At 59.3% G+C, this 16,539-nt stretch carries 11 protein-coding genes; 5 read left to right on the top strand and 6 right to left on the bottom strand.

Annotated features, from left to right (window positions below):
- The first annotated feature begins 19 nt into the window (after positions 1–19).
- On the top strand, positions 20–2,113 hold the full coding sequence (locus tag H8F22_RS22295; RefSeq protein WP_059182355.1) for an LTA synthase family protein: 2,094 nt from the start codon (positions 20–22) through the stop codon (positions 2,111–2,113).
- 70 nt (positions 2,114–2,183) lie between these two features.
- Here H8F22_RS22295 and H8F22_RS22300 read toward each other — a convergent pair whose 3' ends face one another.
- On the bottom strand, positions 2,184–2,342 hold the full coding sequence (locus H8F22_RS22300) for a DUF3309 family protein (protein WP_172825980.1): 159 nt from the start codon (positions 2,340–2,342) through the stop codon (positions 2,184–2,186).
- Between the two features lie 283 nt (positions 2,343–2,625).
- Here H8F22_RS22300 and H8F22_RS22305 point away from each other — a divergent pair, with 283 nt between their 5' ends.
- The 3 genes from H8F22_RS22305 to csrA all read left to right on the top strand — a co-directional run bounded on the left by H8F22_RS22305 (position 2,626) and on the right by csrA (position 4,177).
- The gene (locus H8F22_RS22305) at positions 2,626–3,441 is read left to right on the top strand and encodes an SDR family oxidoreductase (protein ID WP_027924084.1); all 816 of its coding nucleotides are present in this window, start codon (positions 2,626–2,628) and stop codon (positions 3,439–3,441) included.
- A gap of 64 nt (positions 3,442–3,505) precedes the next feature.
- Positions 3,506–3,838: a YnfA family protein gene (locus H8F22_RS22310; RefSeq protein ID WP_059182356.1), complete on the top strand. Its 333-nt coding sequence runs from the start codon at positions 3,506–3,508 to the stop codon at positions 3,836–3,838.
- Positions 3,839–3,991: 153 nt separating this feature from the next.
- The gene (gene csrA / locus H8F22_RS22315) at positions 3,992–4,177 is read left to right on the top strand and encodes a carbon storage regulator CsrA (protein WP_027924086.1); all 186 of its coding nucleotides are present in this window, start codon (positions 3,992–3,994) and stop codon (positions 4,175–4,177) included.
- A gap of 5 nt (positions 4,178–4,182) precedes the next feature.
- On the opposite strand, the gene H8F22_RS22320 is transcribed toward csrA, so the two are convergent.
- From H8F22_RS22320 to H8F22_RS22335, 4 genes are all read right to left on the bottom strand, one after another.
- Positions 4,183–4,410 (bottom strand): YheU family protein, encoded by a 228-nt coding sequence (locus tag H8F22_RS22320; RefSeq protein ID WP_007945785.1) that lies wholly within the window; start codon positions 4,408–4,410, stop codon positions 4,183–4,185.
- Between the two features lie 117 nt (positions 4,411–4,527).
- Positions 4,528–5,718: an osmoprotectant NAGGN system M42 family peptidase gene (locus tag H8F22_RS22325; RefSeq protein WP_027924087.1), complete on the bottom strand. Its 1,191-nt coding sequence runs from the start codon at positions 5,716–5,718 to the stop codon at positions 4,528–4,530.
- 141 nt (positions 5,719–5,859) lie between these two features.
- Positions 5,860–7,605, bottom strand: a complete 1,746-nt coding sequence (ngg, locus tag H8F22_RS22330; protein WP_027924088.1) for an N-acetylglutaminylglutamine synthetase — start codon at positions 7,603–7,605, stop codon at positions 5,860–5,862.
- A 3-nt stretch (positions 7,606–7,608) separates the two neighbouring features.
- On the bottom strand, positions 7,609–9,381 hold the full coding sequence (locus H8F22_RS22335; protein WP_194940689.1) for an N-acetylglutaminylglutamine amidotransferase: 1,773 nt from the start codon (positions 9,379–9,381) through the stop codon (positions 7,609–7,611).
- A gap of 296 nt (positions 9,382–9,677) precedes the next feature.
- Here H8F22_RS22335 and H8F22_RS22340 point away from each other — a divergent pair, with 296 nt between their 5' ends.
- Positions 9,678–14,480, top strand: a complete 4,803-nt coding sequence (locus tag H8F22_RS22340) for an NEL-type E3 ubiquitin ligase domain-containing protein (RefSeq protein WP_194940690.1) — start codon at positions 9,678–9,680, stop codon at positions 14,478–14,480.
- Between the two features lie 6 nt (positions 14,481–14,486).
- Here H8F22_RS22340 and mnmC read toward each other — a convergent pair whose 3' ends face one another.
- Positions 14,487–16,466, bottom strand: coding sequence for a bifunctional tRNA (5-methylaminomethyl-2-thiouridine)(34)-methyltransferase MnmD/FAD-dependent 5-carboxymethylaminomethyl-2-thiouridine(34) oxidoreductase MnmC (gene mnmC, locus H8F22_RS22345; protein ID WP_194940691.1), 1,980 nt, complete (start codon positions 16,464–16,466; stop codon positions 14,487–14,489).
- Positions 16,467–16,539 lie beyond the last annotated feature (73 nt).

Genomic DNA, 16,539 nt, shown 5'->3' on the forward strand with positions numbered 1-16,539 from the left:
CAATGGGTCCTTAAACGACATGGCAAACCCGGACGCCCTGAATCAGCAGCGAGCTTCTAGTCGCCTGCTGCAACCGACCGTCAAATCGCATCTGGCCTACACGCTGCTATGTGCCTTGATCATGATGGTCATGTTCAGCCTGCTGCGTGTTGCGCTGCTGGTCTACAACCGCTCGATGATCCTCGACACCCCGGCTTCGACTTTCCTTGAAGCGTTCGCCAACGGCCTGCGTTTCGACCTGCGCCTGGTGGTTTACCTCAGCGTTCCGCTATTGCTGGCGTTGTTCAGCGCGCGGGCCATGGCTGCTCGCGGTTTCTTCCGGTTCTGGCTGACCATTGCGTCGAGCATTGCGCTGTTCCTCGGCCTGATGGAGATGGACTTCTACCGCGAGTTCCACCAGCGCCTCAATGGCCTGGTCTTCCAGTACGTGAAGGAAGACCCGAAAACCGTGATGAGCATGCTCTGGTACGGTTTCCCGGTGGTTCGCTATCTGCTGGCGTGGGCCTTTGGCACATTGATCCTGACCCTGGCGTTCAAGGGCGCCGACCGTGCGACCCGGCCTCGTGGCCCATTCAGTGGCGGCAGCATCGGCACGCGTCAGATCGCCCCCTGGTATGCGCGAGGCGTCGTGTTCGTGGTCTGTCTGCTGGTCTGCGTGGTCGCCGCTCGGGGCACCCTGCGCCAGGGACCGCCGCTGCGTTGGGGTGACGTCTACACCACCGACTCGAACTTCGCCAACCAGTTGGGCCTCAACGGCACGCTGTCGCTGATCGCGGCGGCCAAGAGCCGGATCTCCGAAGATCGCGACAACATCTGGAAAGCCACACTGCCGCAGCCTCTGGCTCAGCAGACCGTGCGTGACATGTTGGTGATGAAAGACGAAAAACTGGTGGATGCTGAAACAGCCGCCGTGCGTCGTGACTACACACCACCGGCCGACAAGACCCTGCCGATCAAGAACGTGGTCGTGATCCTGATGGAAAGCATGGCCGGTCACTCGGTCGGCGCGTTGGGCGGCCCGGGCAACATCACGCCGTACCTCGACAAACTGTCGAAGGAAGGCCTGCTGTTCGACCGCTTCTTCTCCAACGGCACCCATACCCACCAGGGCATGTTCGCCACCATGGCGTGCTTCCCGAACCTGCCGGGTTTCGAATACCTGATGCAGACCCCTGAAGGCAGCCACAAACTGTCCGGCCTGCCACAGTTGCTCAGCGCCCGAAAATACGACGACGTGTACGTCTACAACGGTGATTTCGCCTGGGATAACCAGTCGGGCTTCTTCAGCAACCAGGGCATGACCAACTTCATCGGTCGTAACGACTTCGTCAACCCGGTGTTCTCCGATCCGACCTGGGGCGTGTCCGACCAGGACATGTTCGACCGTGGCCTGGTAGAGCTCAAGGCCCGGGAAAACGGCAAGCCGTTCTATGCCCTGCTGCAGACGCTGTCCAACCACACGCCGTACGCCTTGCCGACGCCATTGCCGGTCGAGCGCGTGACCGATCGCGGCAGCCTCAACGAACACCTGACCGCCATGCGTTACTCCGACTGGGCGTTGGGTCAGTTCTTCGAGAAAGCGCGTAAAGAGCCGTACTTCAAGGAGACCCTGTTTGTGATCGTGGGTGACCACGGTTTCGGTAACGAGCAGCAAATCACCGAAATGGACCTGGGCCGTTTCAACGTGCCGATGCTGATGATTGCACCGGGTATCCAGGAAAAGTTCGGCCAGCGTGACCACACCGTGGGCACTCAGATCGACATCGTGCCGACCATCATGGGGCGTATCGGTGGCGAAGTGCGCCATCAGTGCTGGGGGCGCGACCTGCTCAACCTGCCGGAAGGCGACACCGGTTTTGGTGTGATCAAGCCGTCAGGCAGCGAACAGACCACGGCCATTCTCACGGCTGACCAGATTCTGGTGTTGCCGAAAGAGAAGGAAATGGAGCCAAAGATGTACCGCTATGAACTGGGCGCGAAGCCGCATGCCGAGATCGTGCCGAACGATCCACGCACTGCCGAGTTGAAGCTCAAGCTTGAGTCGTTCCTGCAAACCGCGACCAAGAGCCTGCTCGACAACACCGCGGGTGTTGTGGACGGCAAGCCGGACTAAGTTTTCGGCGCAATAAAAAGAGGCCCTTTTTCAAGGGCCTCTTTTTTTGTCCGTTAATTCGTTATATCCGTTAGATCCTGCCAAGCAAGAGCAGAATCAACAGCACTACCAGGACGACGCCGATGATACCCGACGGGCCATAACCCCAACTTCTGGAGTGTGGGAAAACCGGCAGACCACCGATCAGCAAGAGGATCAGAATAACGATCAGAATTGTGCCCATGTCTATTATTTCCTTGTTGGAAGTGTTCTGGATTGACCTGTCTTTTAACGGTCAGCTGGAAGGTTATTAATTCAAGCTGCTTACAACGTCCGACTGGTGCGTGAGTCGGAAAATTCCATGTTTTTTTAATGTTTTTCGAAGGCCTGTTTATTTCGTTTTTTCCAGGATTAGTTGAACCACACGCGCCCACGGTTTGTTCGGGCCATTCAGCAATCTGATGGAGCGTGGGTCGGGCAAGGACCTTCGCTACACTCAGCGCATCTTTCCCGGAACAACAAGGCTGTTTGCTATGCAAAATCGCATGATGATCACTGGCGCGGGCTCGGGCCTGGGTCGCGAAATCGCGCTGCGCTGGGCGCGTGAAGGCTGGCAACTGGCCTTGTCGGATGTCAGCGAACCCGGCCTGCAAGAAACCTTGAAGCTGGTTCGCGACGCCGGTGGCGATGGCTTTATCCAGCGTTGCGATGTACGCGATTACAGCCAGCTGACCGCATTCGCCCAGGCCTGCGAAGAGAAGCTCGGCGGCATCGATGTCATCGTTAACAACGCCGGTGTCGCGTCCGGCGGCTTCTTCAGTGAACTGTCGCTGGAAGACTGGGACTGGCAGATCGCGATAAACCTGATGGGGGTGGTCAAGGGCTGCAAGGCGTTCCTGCCGCTGCTGGAGAAAAGCAAAGGCAAGATCATCAACATCGCGTCGATGGCTGCCCTGATGCAAGGCCCGGCCATGAGTAACTACAACGTGGCCAAGGCCGGCGTGGTGGCGTTGTCCGAGAGCCTGTTGATCGAACTGGCGCAACAGGAAGTGGGCGTGCATGTGGTTTGCCCGTCGTTCTTCCAGACTAACCTGCTCGACTCTTTCCGTGGCCCGACTCCGGCGATGAAAGCCCAGGTCGGCAAACTGCTGGAAAGTTCGCCGATTACCGCCACCGACATTGCCGACTACATATACAACCAGGTGGCTGCCGGCGAGTTCATGATCCTGCCGCACGAGCAGGGCCGCATGGCCTGGGCGATCAAGCAGAAAAACCCGCAACTGCTCTACAACGAAATGACCCTCATGGCCGACAAAATGCGCGCCAAGGCCAAACAAAGCGCAGGCTGATCTTGCCCGTAGGCAACCGCGTCGTTAGGGTGGCCGCCATCGGTCACTCTAACGAGACACCTGCATGCTCAATTACCTGTGGTTTTTCCTCGCGGCGCTCTTCGAAATCGCCGGCTGCTTCGCGTTCTGGATGTGGCTGCGCCAAGGCAAAAGCGTCTTGTGGGTGCTGCCTGCGTTGCTCAGCCTGACCTTGTTCGCGCTGCTACTGACCCGAGTCGAAGCCACCTACGCCGGGCGCGCCTATGCGGCCTACGGTGGGATCTACATCATTGCCTCGATTGGTTGGCTGGCCGTGGTCGAGCGGATTCGACCGCTGGGCTCGGACTGGATCGGCGTAGCGCTGTGCGTGATCGGCGCGAGCGTCATTCTGTTTGGCCCGCGCTTTTCCGCATCCTGAAGGATCGGTCCTGCATTAAAGCAATTTGTCGGACGCTTCCGTCAGGAGGGTTCTTCCAGAGCTGTAGGGCTGGACTGATTTGCCGCCATCGCATTGAAGACCCGCTAAACGCCGGGCATCTTCAAGGGCCGGCAATCTTCAAGGACCAATACCATGCTTGTACTCAGTCGCGTTGTGGGCGAGATGATTTCCATCGGTGATGACATTTCAGTGCGTATCCTCAACGTCAGCGGCAACAGCGTGCGTTTTGGCGTCGAGGCGCCGCAGAACGTCAATGTGCATCGCGCCGAGGTCTATGAGCGCATCCAGGTCAAACTGGCCAAGACCAAGGGGCGCTGAGCCGTTCAGTCGAACAGGTGCTTGGGTACATCGTGCTTGAGCATCAACTGGCACTGCTCGCTTTCCGGATCGAACACGATCAGTGCCTGACCTTTGGTCAATGCCTGGCGAACCCGCAATACACGGGTCTCCAGCGGTGTGTCATCGCCATTATCCGTACCGTCACGGGTCACGAAATCCTCGATCAGGCGGGTGAGGGTGTCGACTTCAAGTTGGTCGTAGGGAATCAGCATAGGCACCTCGGCTAAAACAATGTCGGGATGCTACGGCGAATGATCGGTCGCGGCTAGCCTCGGGCTGATGTGTTGCCAGGCCTGTCCCCTCGCGAGCAGGCAATACAAATGTCGGGATCAGTTATCGGAGCGCTGCCCGACAAGGCTGTCCACCGAAGGCACCCGCGTATCACTTTCCATCTGCGTCTCATGTTCGATCTGATGACTGAACCGGTCCAGCGACCCCTTCGCTGGTTGCGCGTCACTGGCAAACACCGGCGGGCTCAGAATGTAGGCACCGAGCAAGCGACTCAACGCCGCCAGGCTGTCGATGTGCGTACGCTCATAACCGTGCGTGGCGTCGCAACCAAAGGCGAGCAGGGCGGTGCGGATGTCGTGTCCAGCCGTCACCGCCGAATGCGCATCGCTGAAGTAATAACGGAACAGGTCGCGGCGCACGGGCAAGTCGTTGTCACTGGCCAGGCGCAGTAGATGCCGCGACAAGTGATAGTCATAAGGCCCGCCGGAATCCTGCATCGCCACGCTCACCGCGTGTTCGCTGGAATGCTGGCCGGGCGCGACCGGCGCAATGTCGATACCGACGAATTCACTGACATCCCACGGTAGCGCGGCCGCCGCGCCACTGCCGGTTTCTTCGGTGATGGTGAACAGCGGATGGCAGTCGATCATCAACTCCTCGCCACTGTCGACGATGGCTTTCAGCGCCGCGAGCAACGCCGCAACGCCGGCCTTGTCGTCCAGGTGACGGGCGCTGATGTGACCGCTTTCAGTGAACTCCGGCAAGGGGTCGAAGGCCACGAAGTCACCGACGCTGATCCCCAGCGAGTCGCAGTCGGCGCGGGTGGCGCAATAGGCATCGAGGCGCAGTTCGACGTGATCCCAACTGATCGGCATTTCGTCCACGGCGGTGTTGAAGGCGTGCCCGGAAGCCATCAGCGGCAACACGCTGCCGCGAATCACACCGTTGTCGGTAAACAGGCTGACCCGGCTGCCTTCGGCAAAACGACTGGACCAGCAACCGACCGGTGCCAGAGTCAGGCGTCCATTGTCTTTCACGGCGCGAACCGCCGCGCCGATGGTGTCCAGGTGCGCGGACACCGCACGGTCGGGGCTGTTTTTCTTGCCTTTGAGGGTGGCGCGGATAGTCCCGCGACGGGTCATCTCGAAGGGGATGCCCAATTCTTCAAGGCGCTCGGCGACATAGCGCACGATGGTGTCGGTGAACCCGGTGGGGCTGGGAATGGCGAGCATTTCCAGCAGGACTTTTTGCAGGTAGTTGAGATCCGGTTCAGGGATTTTAGTGGTCATGGAAACTCCTGATGAGTGAAGAGCTGATCGTTCCCACGCTCTGCGTGGGAATGCAGCGAGGGACGCTCTGCGTCCCAAGGGCGGACGCGAAGCGTCCGATGAGGCATCCCCACGCAGAGCGTGGGAACGATCAAGAAGGAGCTAGACCGCCGGCTGACTATGCGGAAACAACAAATCCACAAACCGCTCAGCCGTGGGCTGCGGTTCATGGTTGGCCAGACCGGCGCGCTCATTGGCTTCGATAAACACATACTCCGGCTGATCGGCCGCCGGCACCATCAAGTCGAGCCCGACCATCGGGATATCCAGCGCCCGCGCCGCCCGCACCGCCGCATCCACCAAGGTCGGATGCAGAATCGCCGTGACGTCCTCCAGCACCCCGCCCGTATGAAGATTCGCTGTACGCCGTACGAACAAATGCTCACCCGCCGGCAGAATGCTGTTGTAGTCGTAACCCGCGGCGTGCAACGTGCGCTGGGTCTCATGATCGAGCGGGATTTTGCTCTCGCCACAGGTGGCTGCCTGTCGCCGTCGACTCTGGGCTTCGATCAATGCGCCGATGGAATGCTGACCGTCGCCAACCACCTCCGCCGGTCGCCGAATCGCCGCCGCCACCACCTCAAACCCGATCACCAGAATCCGCAGGTCCAGGCCTTCGTGAAAGCTTTCCAGCAGCACTCGACTGTCGAACGTGCGGGCGGCTTCGATGGCTTGCTGCACGTCTTCAATGGTTCGCAGGTCCACGGCAACGCCCTGGCCTTGTTCGCCATTCAGCGGCTTGACCACCACCCGCGCGTGCTCATCGAGAAATGCCAGGTTGTCATCGGCGTTGCCGGCCAGTTGTTGCGAAGGCAGGTTCAAACCTGCGGCCTTGAGCGCTTTGTGGGTCAGGCTCTTGTCCTGGCACAAGGTCATGCTGATGGCGCTGGTCAGATCGCTCAACGATTCGCGGCAACGCACCCGGCGCCCGCCATGGCTGAGGGTGAACAGGCCGGCATCGGCGTCATCGACCTGCACATCAATGCCGCGGCGAAGGGCTTCCTCGACAATGATCCGCGCATACGGATTGAAGTCCGCCTCCGGACCGGGCCCAAGGAATAGCGGCTGATTGATGCCGTTCTTGCGCTTGATCGCAAAGGTCGAGAGGTTGCGAAAACCGAGCTTGGCGTAAAGGCTTTTTGCTTGTCGGTTGTCATGTAGAACCGATAAGTCCAGGTAACTCAGCCCACGGCTCATGAAGTGTTCGATCAAATGCCGCACCAACACCTCACCGACGCCCGGCCGCGAACAATGCGGATCGACCGCCAGGCACCACAAGCTGCTGCCGTTTTCCGGATCGTTGAATGCCTTGTGGTGATTGAGGCCCATGACACTGCCGATGATCGCGCCGCTGTCTTCGTCCTCGGCCAGCCAATACACCGGTCCGCCCAAGTGTCGCGGGGTCAGCAGGTTTGCATCGATCGGCAACATGCCGCGCGCCTGATACAACTGATTGATCGCCTGCCAATCCGCATCGCTTTGTGCCCGGCGAATGCGGAAGCCGCGAAACACACGAGTGGCTTGACGGTAATCGCTGAACCACAAACGCAAGGTGTCGGACGGGTCGAGAAAAAGTTGCGCCGGCTCCAGCCCCAGAATCTGCTGCGGCGCGGCAACGTATAAAGCAATGTCGCGCTCGCCCGGTTGCTCATTGAGCAACTCCTGGGCGAGGCTGGCAGGATCGGGGAAAGTGTGCCCGATCAGCAACCGGCCCCAGCCGCAATGCACGGCAATCGGTTCCGCACTCAGTTCGCTGCCGTCTTCGGCGAGACGCGCCTGCAAGCGTTCATAAGACGGTGTCTGGCCGCGCAACAAGCGTTGGCTATAAGCCGTGGCGTGGGGTTTCATCGATCAGATTCCTTGCTCGCTGAGCCACAGGTTCAGGGCCGCCAGTTGCCACAGCTTGGAGCCGCGCAGCGGAGTCAATTGACCCTGCGGGTCAGTCAGCAAACGGTCGAGCATCGCCGGGTTGAACAGACCGCGATCCTGACTCGGATCGAGCAGCAGTTCGCGCACCCAGTTCAGCGTATCGCCCTGCAAATGCTTGAGGCCGGGCACCGGGAAGTAACCCTTCTTGCGGTCGATGACTTCACCCGGAATCACCAGGCGCGCCGCTTCCTTGAGCACTTGCTTGCCGCCGTCCGGCAGTTTGAATTTGCCCGGCACACGGGCCGACAACTCCACCAGTCGATAGTCGAGAAACGGCGTGCGTGCTTCCAGGCCCCAGGCCATGGTCATGTTGTCGACGCGTTTGACCGGGTCGTCCACCAGCATCACCGTGCTGTCCAGACGCAGGGCTTTGTCCACCGCCGCATCGGCGCCGGGCTGTGCGAAATGTTCCTTCACGAAGTCACCGGCGGCGTCATTCGCTGTCAGCCATTTCGGCTGCACCGTGGCGGCGTAATCGTCATAGCTGCGGTCGAAAAATGCCTCGCGATAGGCGGCGTACGGATCGGCGGCGCCGTCGACTTGCGGATACCAGTGATACCCGGCGAACAACTCGTCCGCGCCCTGGCCGCTCTGGACCACTTTGCAATGTTTGGCCACTTCGCGGGACAGCAGATAAAAAGCGATGCAGTCATGACTGACCATCGGCTCGCTCATGGCGCGGAACGCAGCAGGCAGTTGCTCGATGATCTCTTTTTCGTCGATGCGCAATTGATGGTGCTGAGTGCCGTAGTGCTTGGCGATCAGGTCCGAATACTGGAACTCGTCGCCGCGTTCGCCGCCGGCATCCTGAAAACCGATGGAGAAGGTCGACAGGTTTTCCACGCCGACTTCACGCAACAGCCCGACCAGCAAACTCGAGTCGACGCCGCCCGATAGCAGTACGCCGACATCGACCGCCGCCCGTTGACGAATCGCCACCGCATCTCGGGTGCTGTCGAGCACCCGGTCGCGCCAGTCTTCCAGGGTCAGGTTCATTTCGTCGGCGCGAGGGCCGTAGGGCAGGGTCCACCAGGTTTTCTGCTCGGTGCGGCCATCGGCTTCGATGCGCATCCAGGTGGCTGGCGGCAGTTTTTCAATGCCGGCCAGCAAGGTGCGCGGTGCCGGGACCACGGCGTGGAAGTTCAGGTAATGATTGAGCGCCACCGGGTCGAGTATCGGGCTGATGTCGCCACCCTTGAGCAACGCCGGCAGTGCCGAGGCAAAGCGCAGGCGCTGGCCGGTGCGCGACAGGTACAGCGGCTTGACGCCGAGACGGTCGCGGGCGATGAACATGCGCTGGGCATCGCGCTCCCAGATAGCGAAGGCAAACATGCCGTTGAGCTTGGGGAGCAAGGCTTCGCCCCAGGCGTGATAGCCCTTGAGCAGTACTTCGGTGTCACCGCCGGAATAGAAGGCATAACCAAGGCTTTCGAGCTCGGTGCGCAATTCCGGAAAGTTGTAGATCGCGCCGTTGAAGGCCAGGGACAAGCCCAATTGATTGTCGACCATCGGCTGCGCCGAACCGTCCGACAGGTCCATGATTTTCAGCCGACGATGACCAAGCGCAATCGGCCCTTGGGCATGGAAACCCCACGCATCGGGGCCGCGAGGGGCCAGGTGATGGGTGATTCGTTCAACGGCCGCGAGGTCCGCAGGTTGATGATCAAAGCGTAACTCGCCAGCTAATCCGCACATAAAATCCTTACCGGTTTTTCCGTTGGGGAGGGTCAATCGATACCCGGCCAAAACGGCGGGTACTCAGAAACTGACCCGGTGGGACCGTGGGAGTTTTAGATCGATAAGTAATAAGCCGCCGCAGTGAACCGGACGGCCTTACCCGAAAAGAGCTGGAGGTGTGCGGTACATATTGATGCGACGCATTGAAAATGCTGCTGCTTAAGCAACTGAATACACGAGGTTTTCTGGTTATTCATTGACGATTGAAGGGGCTACTTTAGGGACTCTCCCGCTTGCAATAAGGAACATTGCGAATGTCAGACAAGGACCCCGTCAACCCGGCTGTCAAGCCATTCACGGATTCAGATCAGCTATCGGCTTTGATCGACATGACTGGCGATCTGGACAGTGCCGAAACGCTTCAAAAGACCTTGCCCAAGTGGCTGACCGACGCCCCACCCGAGCAGATCGCCGCGCTTGCCAGCGCCATGCGTGAGCTGCAGGTCTGTCAACTCAAGGTTCAGCCGACACTTGATGCGCTCAAGCCGCTGTACGAGTTCTGTCGCACTGAATTGACGGAAGCGCTGACGACGCAATTCGCTGTGGCGTTCGACGTTGAAAAAGACGCCGTCGAGCTACCGGGATTCGATTGCGGTTGCCCCGGTTCCACCGCGACCGATGATGTAGCCAAACAGCAAGTGATCGCCCAACGCAGCTTGTTACAGGCTGCAATGCATAACTTCACCGAGGACGAAACGGCTGAGAATGGCTTCCCTCCAGGCGCGATTGTGCGTCTGGTTTCAACGCCAGAGGGTTTGCGCCGGTTGACGCCCATGGCATTTGCCAAAGTGTGTCGCGATCTGGATTTGGGGAAGCGCTACCAGACTCATTTCGAGACCACCTTCAAACCTGCCGCGGTAGGGCTGGACATCCGCCGGCTGAAATTGAGTGCGCTCAAGGTGGACGCTCATACGGCGCTATTGAAAGGCGACATTGGTGACTCGGCGTTTCAGATGTTGCAAAGCCTGGAGTTGAACAGCGGCGCAGGCAACGCTGCGGGCGTGAAGGCCATTCTCTACGAGGATTTACCGGTTCATACGCAAGGGCTGGAGTTGTTCGGAACCTGTGTCTGGGGAGTGGTCATCTTCTCAAAACGAGCGCTAACGGATCATCCGATCGACGGGTGTGTCGTGTACATGCCGAACGAGCCAACCCGGCCGTTATACGAATACAGCACCTTCGCCCTGTTCGAGTATTATTTGTACCGACAGCTGAAGGATCGTGCCTACGCGGATTTTTTCGCCAGCTACATCGATGAAAGCAACAAAACCAATTTCTACACCTCTGTCACACAAAAGAAGGCAATGAACCTGCAGGCGTCTCCCATTCTGGTGACGCTGTTCAATTTCCTTTACCAGAGCCATGTCACGAAGATGCAGAGTGATGCATTGATCCTGGCTGTGCCGACGGCGGATGTTGACGCCGTTTCGCGTCAGAACCGTCTGGAAGCATACGAAGAAGCAGGCCTGCTGATCGCCAACATCGCCGGGTTATTTGTTCCGGTGCTGGGGCAATTGATGATGGGGCTTGCGGTTGGACAACTGTTGGGCGAGGTCTACGACGGTATTGAAGACTGGCGCCATGGCGACAAGGCCGGGGCAATGGCCCACCTGCTCAACGTTGCAGAAAACATTGCCATGATGGCGGCATTTGCGGCGGGCACCAAAGCCATCGGTTCACTGGTCAGGAGGACTGTCGAGCAGCATCCGGAATTTTTCAGTCGGTTCACCGCCGTAAAGAATTCGGCAGGCAACCCCCGGCTCTGGTTGTCGGACGGGGCGCCCTACCGACGAACGCCGCCAGTGGGGGGCACCGCTGATGCCGAGGGCATCTATCACGTCGGTCCCCAGCGTTTCATCAGGATCGACGATGCGAATTATGAGATTACCTTCGATCAGGTTCTGGACGCATGGCGAGTCAGCCATCCTGCCCGCCGCGGCGCTTTTTCACCGGTTGTCGAGCAAATCGGTGAGGGCGGTTGGCGCTTTGCTCATGAACAATCCGAAACTTGGAGCAGCGGTGTCTATGCCTTGAAACGCATCGATCCGCGGTTGGCCGAACTCGATGAGTGGCGGCTGGAAGATATACGGAAAATCACCGACACCCCGTTCGCGCGACTGCATCATCTGGCTGACAAAAACAGAGGGTTGCCTGCGCGGTTCAAGGATAGCGTCGCGCGTTTTCGTCTCGAGCAGCGGCTGACCGATTTCATTGCAGACCTGGAGAAAGGTGATACACGACGTGCCGAGTATGCCCTGGAGCAACTGCATACCTTGCCATCCCTGCCGGGTTGGCCAGCAGACCGTTATATTGAAGTGCTCGATAACGAGCGCAAGATCACCGCGATGTACCCGCCAACGACGTTGGTCCCGGACGAAGAGTTGAGTATCGTAGTGACCGAGGCGCAGTTGGCCAGGGGCGATTTGCTGGATACGGTGGTGGCCGGGCTGTATCAGAGTGAGGTCGATGCATTGCTGGGCAAGCCCATCGTCAAAGGTACAGAGAGCGGATTGCTTGCGAGGAAAATCGGAGCGGCGGTGAAGGCTGATCGCAGATCCGTCTTCAAGCACCTGTATCAACGGCATGACCAGAGCATCGTCAGCGATGTGCAAAAAGTACGCAGCGTCTTTTCCGAACTTCCCGCCGGTCTGGCGCAGGAGTTGATCGCCGCCTCTAGCAGTGCCGAACGCCTTGGCTTGCGAGCAACAGGGCGGATTCCCATGGGGTTGGCGCAAAACGTCCGGCAAGTGTTGGCCGATATCCGTCTGGACCGGGCGCTGGCCGGGTTTTCGTTACCCGAAATTGCGGAGGCCGACACGCGGAAGCTGGCCATACCGTTGCTTTCCCGCCTGGGTGGCTGGAGCAAAGATGTGCGGATTGAACTCCGAGAGGGTTCTACCACCGGTACCTTGTCGGCCAGCGTGGGCAACGAGAACGCTGCGCTCAAACGCGTCATCATCAGCACTGCCAGCGGACACGAAGCGTTCGGCAGCGATGGGAAATCGCTTGGCGCCGCTTTGGGGGCCAACAGCCTCTACAGCGCGATCTTGCGCGCGCTTCCCCTGGAGCAACGCACGGCCATGGGCGTCGCCGGAATCGGGGACAACGATGCGCGGCAATTGCGTGTCGATCTGCTGGGCAAGGGCGTTGAGAGTAGAGCCATCGCCGAGCGAGTGTTGTCAGGTGCCTCAATTGAAGATCCGCCTTCGTCCGGCGAGTGCCTGCAAGCCGATGAACCGGTGCCCGGAACGACTCACCCTCGAGCGCTGGTTCGCAAGGTCAGAAAGCTTTACCCGCTGCTGACCGACGCTCAGGCCCGGGCATTGCTTGAGGGACTGGGTAGCGACCACTTGGTGCGAGCGAAGGAGGTCAGAAGTCGACAGCAGGCGTTGAAAAAGCTGCGAAGTACGCTCCGCGCCTGGCGCGCAGAGGAGATCGATCCGAGGTCACCGACCGAGAACCCCAGCGAGTGGCGCCAGAGTCGCTTGCAAGTGTCCGACATCATGGAAAACAGCTGGCGTCGTCTGTTTTTCATGCGCAATGAAAAAGCGACTTCGGTACCGGGTTTGAGTCTGGACAAGATGCGCGTTGGCAAGCTTCCGATCTTGCCACCCGAGGTCACCTTTGATCACGTGCAATACCTGTCGCTCAAGGACATGGAGCTGGATAACGATGTGGCGTACTTCCTCAAGGCGTTCAGAAACCTTGAATCCCTGGTGCTGGATGCCAACAAACTGACATTGCTGCCGGAAATTCTTTCGCAGATGCCGACGCTCAAACACCTCAGCCTGGCGAACAACGATTTGCAATTGACCGAGCAGACCTTGAAGAAGTTGAACGGTATGCGAACGCTTGAAACCCTCAACCTGACTGGAAACCGCCGACTCGGCGCAACGCTGGATGTTGGCCGGCTGTTTGATTTGCGTTACCTGTCACTGCGCGACACCCGGGCTACTGAATTACCGAAAAACCTCGCGCGCTTACCCAATCTGGAGCGAGTTGATCTGCGCGACAATGAGATCAAGGACCTGCCGGACTGGTTGTTCAGCAGCACCCGGCGGTTGAGCGAAACACTCAACTTGCGGCATAACCCTCTATCGGACGATAGCCAGTCCCGCCTTGGGCAATTTCGTGAACGGGTCGGCGTCGGCATGGGGTATCTCGAGGACGACATTGCCCGCTTGAACGAGCAACAGGCGCGAGAACTCTGGTTGCCAGAGGAGTGGGTGTCGCCCGCGCGGGCTGCAACATGGACGGCATTCAAGGACGTCCCGGCATCTGATGGTCTGTTTCGATTACTGGCCGAACTGGGAGACACCGCGGATGCCGAATATGTGCGCGAGGACATGACCCGACGAGTCTGGAGCGTGCTGGACGCCGCCCAGGCCAATACGTTGCTGCGCGAGCAGGTGTTCGAACTGGCTGCCAATCCAATCAACTGCACGGATTCGGCGGCAATGAACTTCAGTCATCTGGAAGTGGCCACGGAAGTGGACAAGGCGATCAATCCCGTCGGGAGTTTGCGTTCTACGGCAGCAGGTTTGTTGAAGCTTGGGCGAGGTCTATTTCGGCTTGAGGAACTGGAGAAGCTCGCTCAAAGCCACATCAGGCAGGACCTCAAGGCTGATCCGCTGGAAGTCAGCCTCGCCTATCGAACCGGGTTGGCCAACACTCTGGACTTGCCGGGACAACCCACACACATGCGCTATGCCTCTTTGAGCGGTGTGAAGCAGACCGATCTCGACATTGCGGAACGCAAAATTAAAAGCGCAGAGCTGTCACCGCAGTTAAAACGGTTTTTGATCCGTCAGCCGTTTTGGACGGATTACCTGAGTCGCCATTACTCTGGACGATTCGCATCGGTCAGCGGGACGTATCCGGCAAAGTTGCAAGCGGTATTCGATAAGGCCGAGAGCCTGACGACGGCCGATTATCTCAGTCAGGTATCGGTGATCAAGACCGAAAAAGAAACGGCGGAGAATGCCGTTTTCGAGCGCTTGACCGAGGACGTCATGAAAATGGTGGAGCTGGGCACTTGCTCTCTGGCGGACGGTTGAGCGGTTTCACTGACCCCGGATCAAACGCCGCAAGGCAAAGCGGTTTGGATGACAGGCTTCAGCCACGGCTCTGGGTAATGGCAGCGGCTCGTCATCCAGCCACGCTGCCAGCAACTCGCCCGACAACGGCGCAGTAATCAGCCCCCGTGAACCGTGACCGCTGTTGACGTACAAACCGTCCAGCCATGGGCAAGGGGTGTCCGGAGTTTGCCGGGCATCCTTGCTCAGGGCGATGTAGGCGTCGGCAAATGCCTGGCTGTCGGCCAAGGGGCCGACAATCGGCAAGTAATCCGGGCTGGTGCAGCGAAACGCTGCGCGCCCTTCAAGTGCTTCTGGTTGCAAGGTGTCTGCACCGAGTCGCGCGACCAGGTCCATCGAGATTTCTTCGAGCATGTGCAGATTGCCGGCATGCTCGGCAGCTGTGGGGGTCAGGTCATCGTTATTGAAATCGAAACTCGCGCCGAGGGTGTGCTCATCCAAACGTGCCGGAGCGACATACCCTTCGGCGCACACGACGGTGCTCAGGCTTTGGCTTTCAGGTGTCTGGTGCAGGCGGGTGATCTGCCCGCGAATTCGTTTGAGCGGCAGCTCGCTGCTGTAGGGGAAGCGCTTGATCTCGGCGGCGCCGGCAAGCACCACCACGGGAGCATCGGCCAGCAATGATGTGCCATCCCACGCTTGCCATTGCCCGTCGACACGGCGTAGCTCCAGCACATCACGATGGGTCAGAATCCGGATGTTCGGATGCCCGGCTTGCCAGTGGCACAGGGCGGGTGGATGCACCCAACCGCCTTCGGGGTAAAACAGGCCGCCCGATTGCAGCGCGACACCGGCGCGACGCTCGGCTGTTTCGCGATCAAGCAGGTGCAGCAGGTCTTCGGGAAACGCTGCCGCCAACTGCGCCTGACGTTCCGCTTCCTTGGTACTGAAGGCCAATTGCAGTACACCGCAATCGTCCCAGTCGACACCGCGCTGCAAATGCTCCAGCAACCGACGGGTGTGGCCAAAACCGCTGACAATCAACTGTGACAAAGCCGTGCCATGGGCCGACAGCTTAAGGTACAAAACGCCTTGTGGATTGCCTGAGGCTTCTTGCGCGAGCGCGTCGTGACGCTCCAGCAAGCTGACCTGCCAACCCCGTGCAGCGAGACTCGCGGCCGTGGCGCAGCCGGCCAGTCCGGCACCGATCACCAGCGCATGACGTTCGCCGTCCAGCGGCGTCGGGCGAGCAAACCAGGGTTTTGCCGTAACGGGTACGGCGCTGTCTTCAGGCCAACCGAGAAACACGCCCCGCAGGATTTCCCATTTGTGGCCGATGCCAGGCGTGCGCTTCATCTTGAAGCCCGCCGCATTCAGCAAACGGCGCACCCAACCGGTGCTGGTGAATGTGCTGATGGTCGAGCCTGGCGCTGCGAGCCGTGCCAGTTCGGCAAACAGTTCGGCGGTCCACATGTCGGGATTTTTCGCCGGGGCGAAACCGTCGAGAAACCAGACGTCAATCTGCGCGTCCAGTTGCGGCAACTGCTCCAGTGCATCGCCGATCAGCAGCGTCAGGGTGATCCGGCCGTTGTCCAGGACCAGACGCTGGAAGCCTTGATGGATTGCCACGTATTGCGCGAGCAGTTGATCGGCGAACGGTTTGAGTTCCGGCCATAACGCCAGGGCTCGTTGCAAATCGGGTGCGTTCAACGGGTACTTTTCGACGCTGACAAAGTGCAGTCGCGCACCCGCCACCGCGTGTTGCTCAAACAATTGCCAGGCACACAAAAAATTCAACCCGGTGCCGAAGCCGGTCTCGCCAATGACCAAGCGGCCACCGTCCGCTAACGCCGCAAATCGCTCACGCAAATTGTTTTGTTCGAGGAACACGTAACGGGTTTCTTCAAGACCGGATTTGTCCGAAAAATACACGTCATCGAACACTCGCGAATACGGGCGACCCTGGTCGTCCCAGTCGAGTTGGGCGTGAGGCAATACAGGTTTCATGGCAGGCTCGGCAACGGCAAGGCCGCCATTCTAGCCGATCGCCGGGGGGATGCTTGATCTATGGCACGGGATA

Origin of the sequence: Pseudomonas mucoides (assembly GCF_015461845.1) — a bacterium.
GTDB lineage: Bacteria > Pseudomonadota > Gammaproteobacteria > Pseudomonadales > Pseudomonadaceae > Aquipseudomonas > Aquipseudomonas mucoides.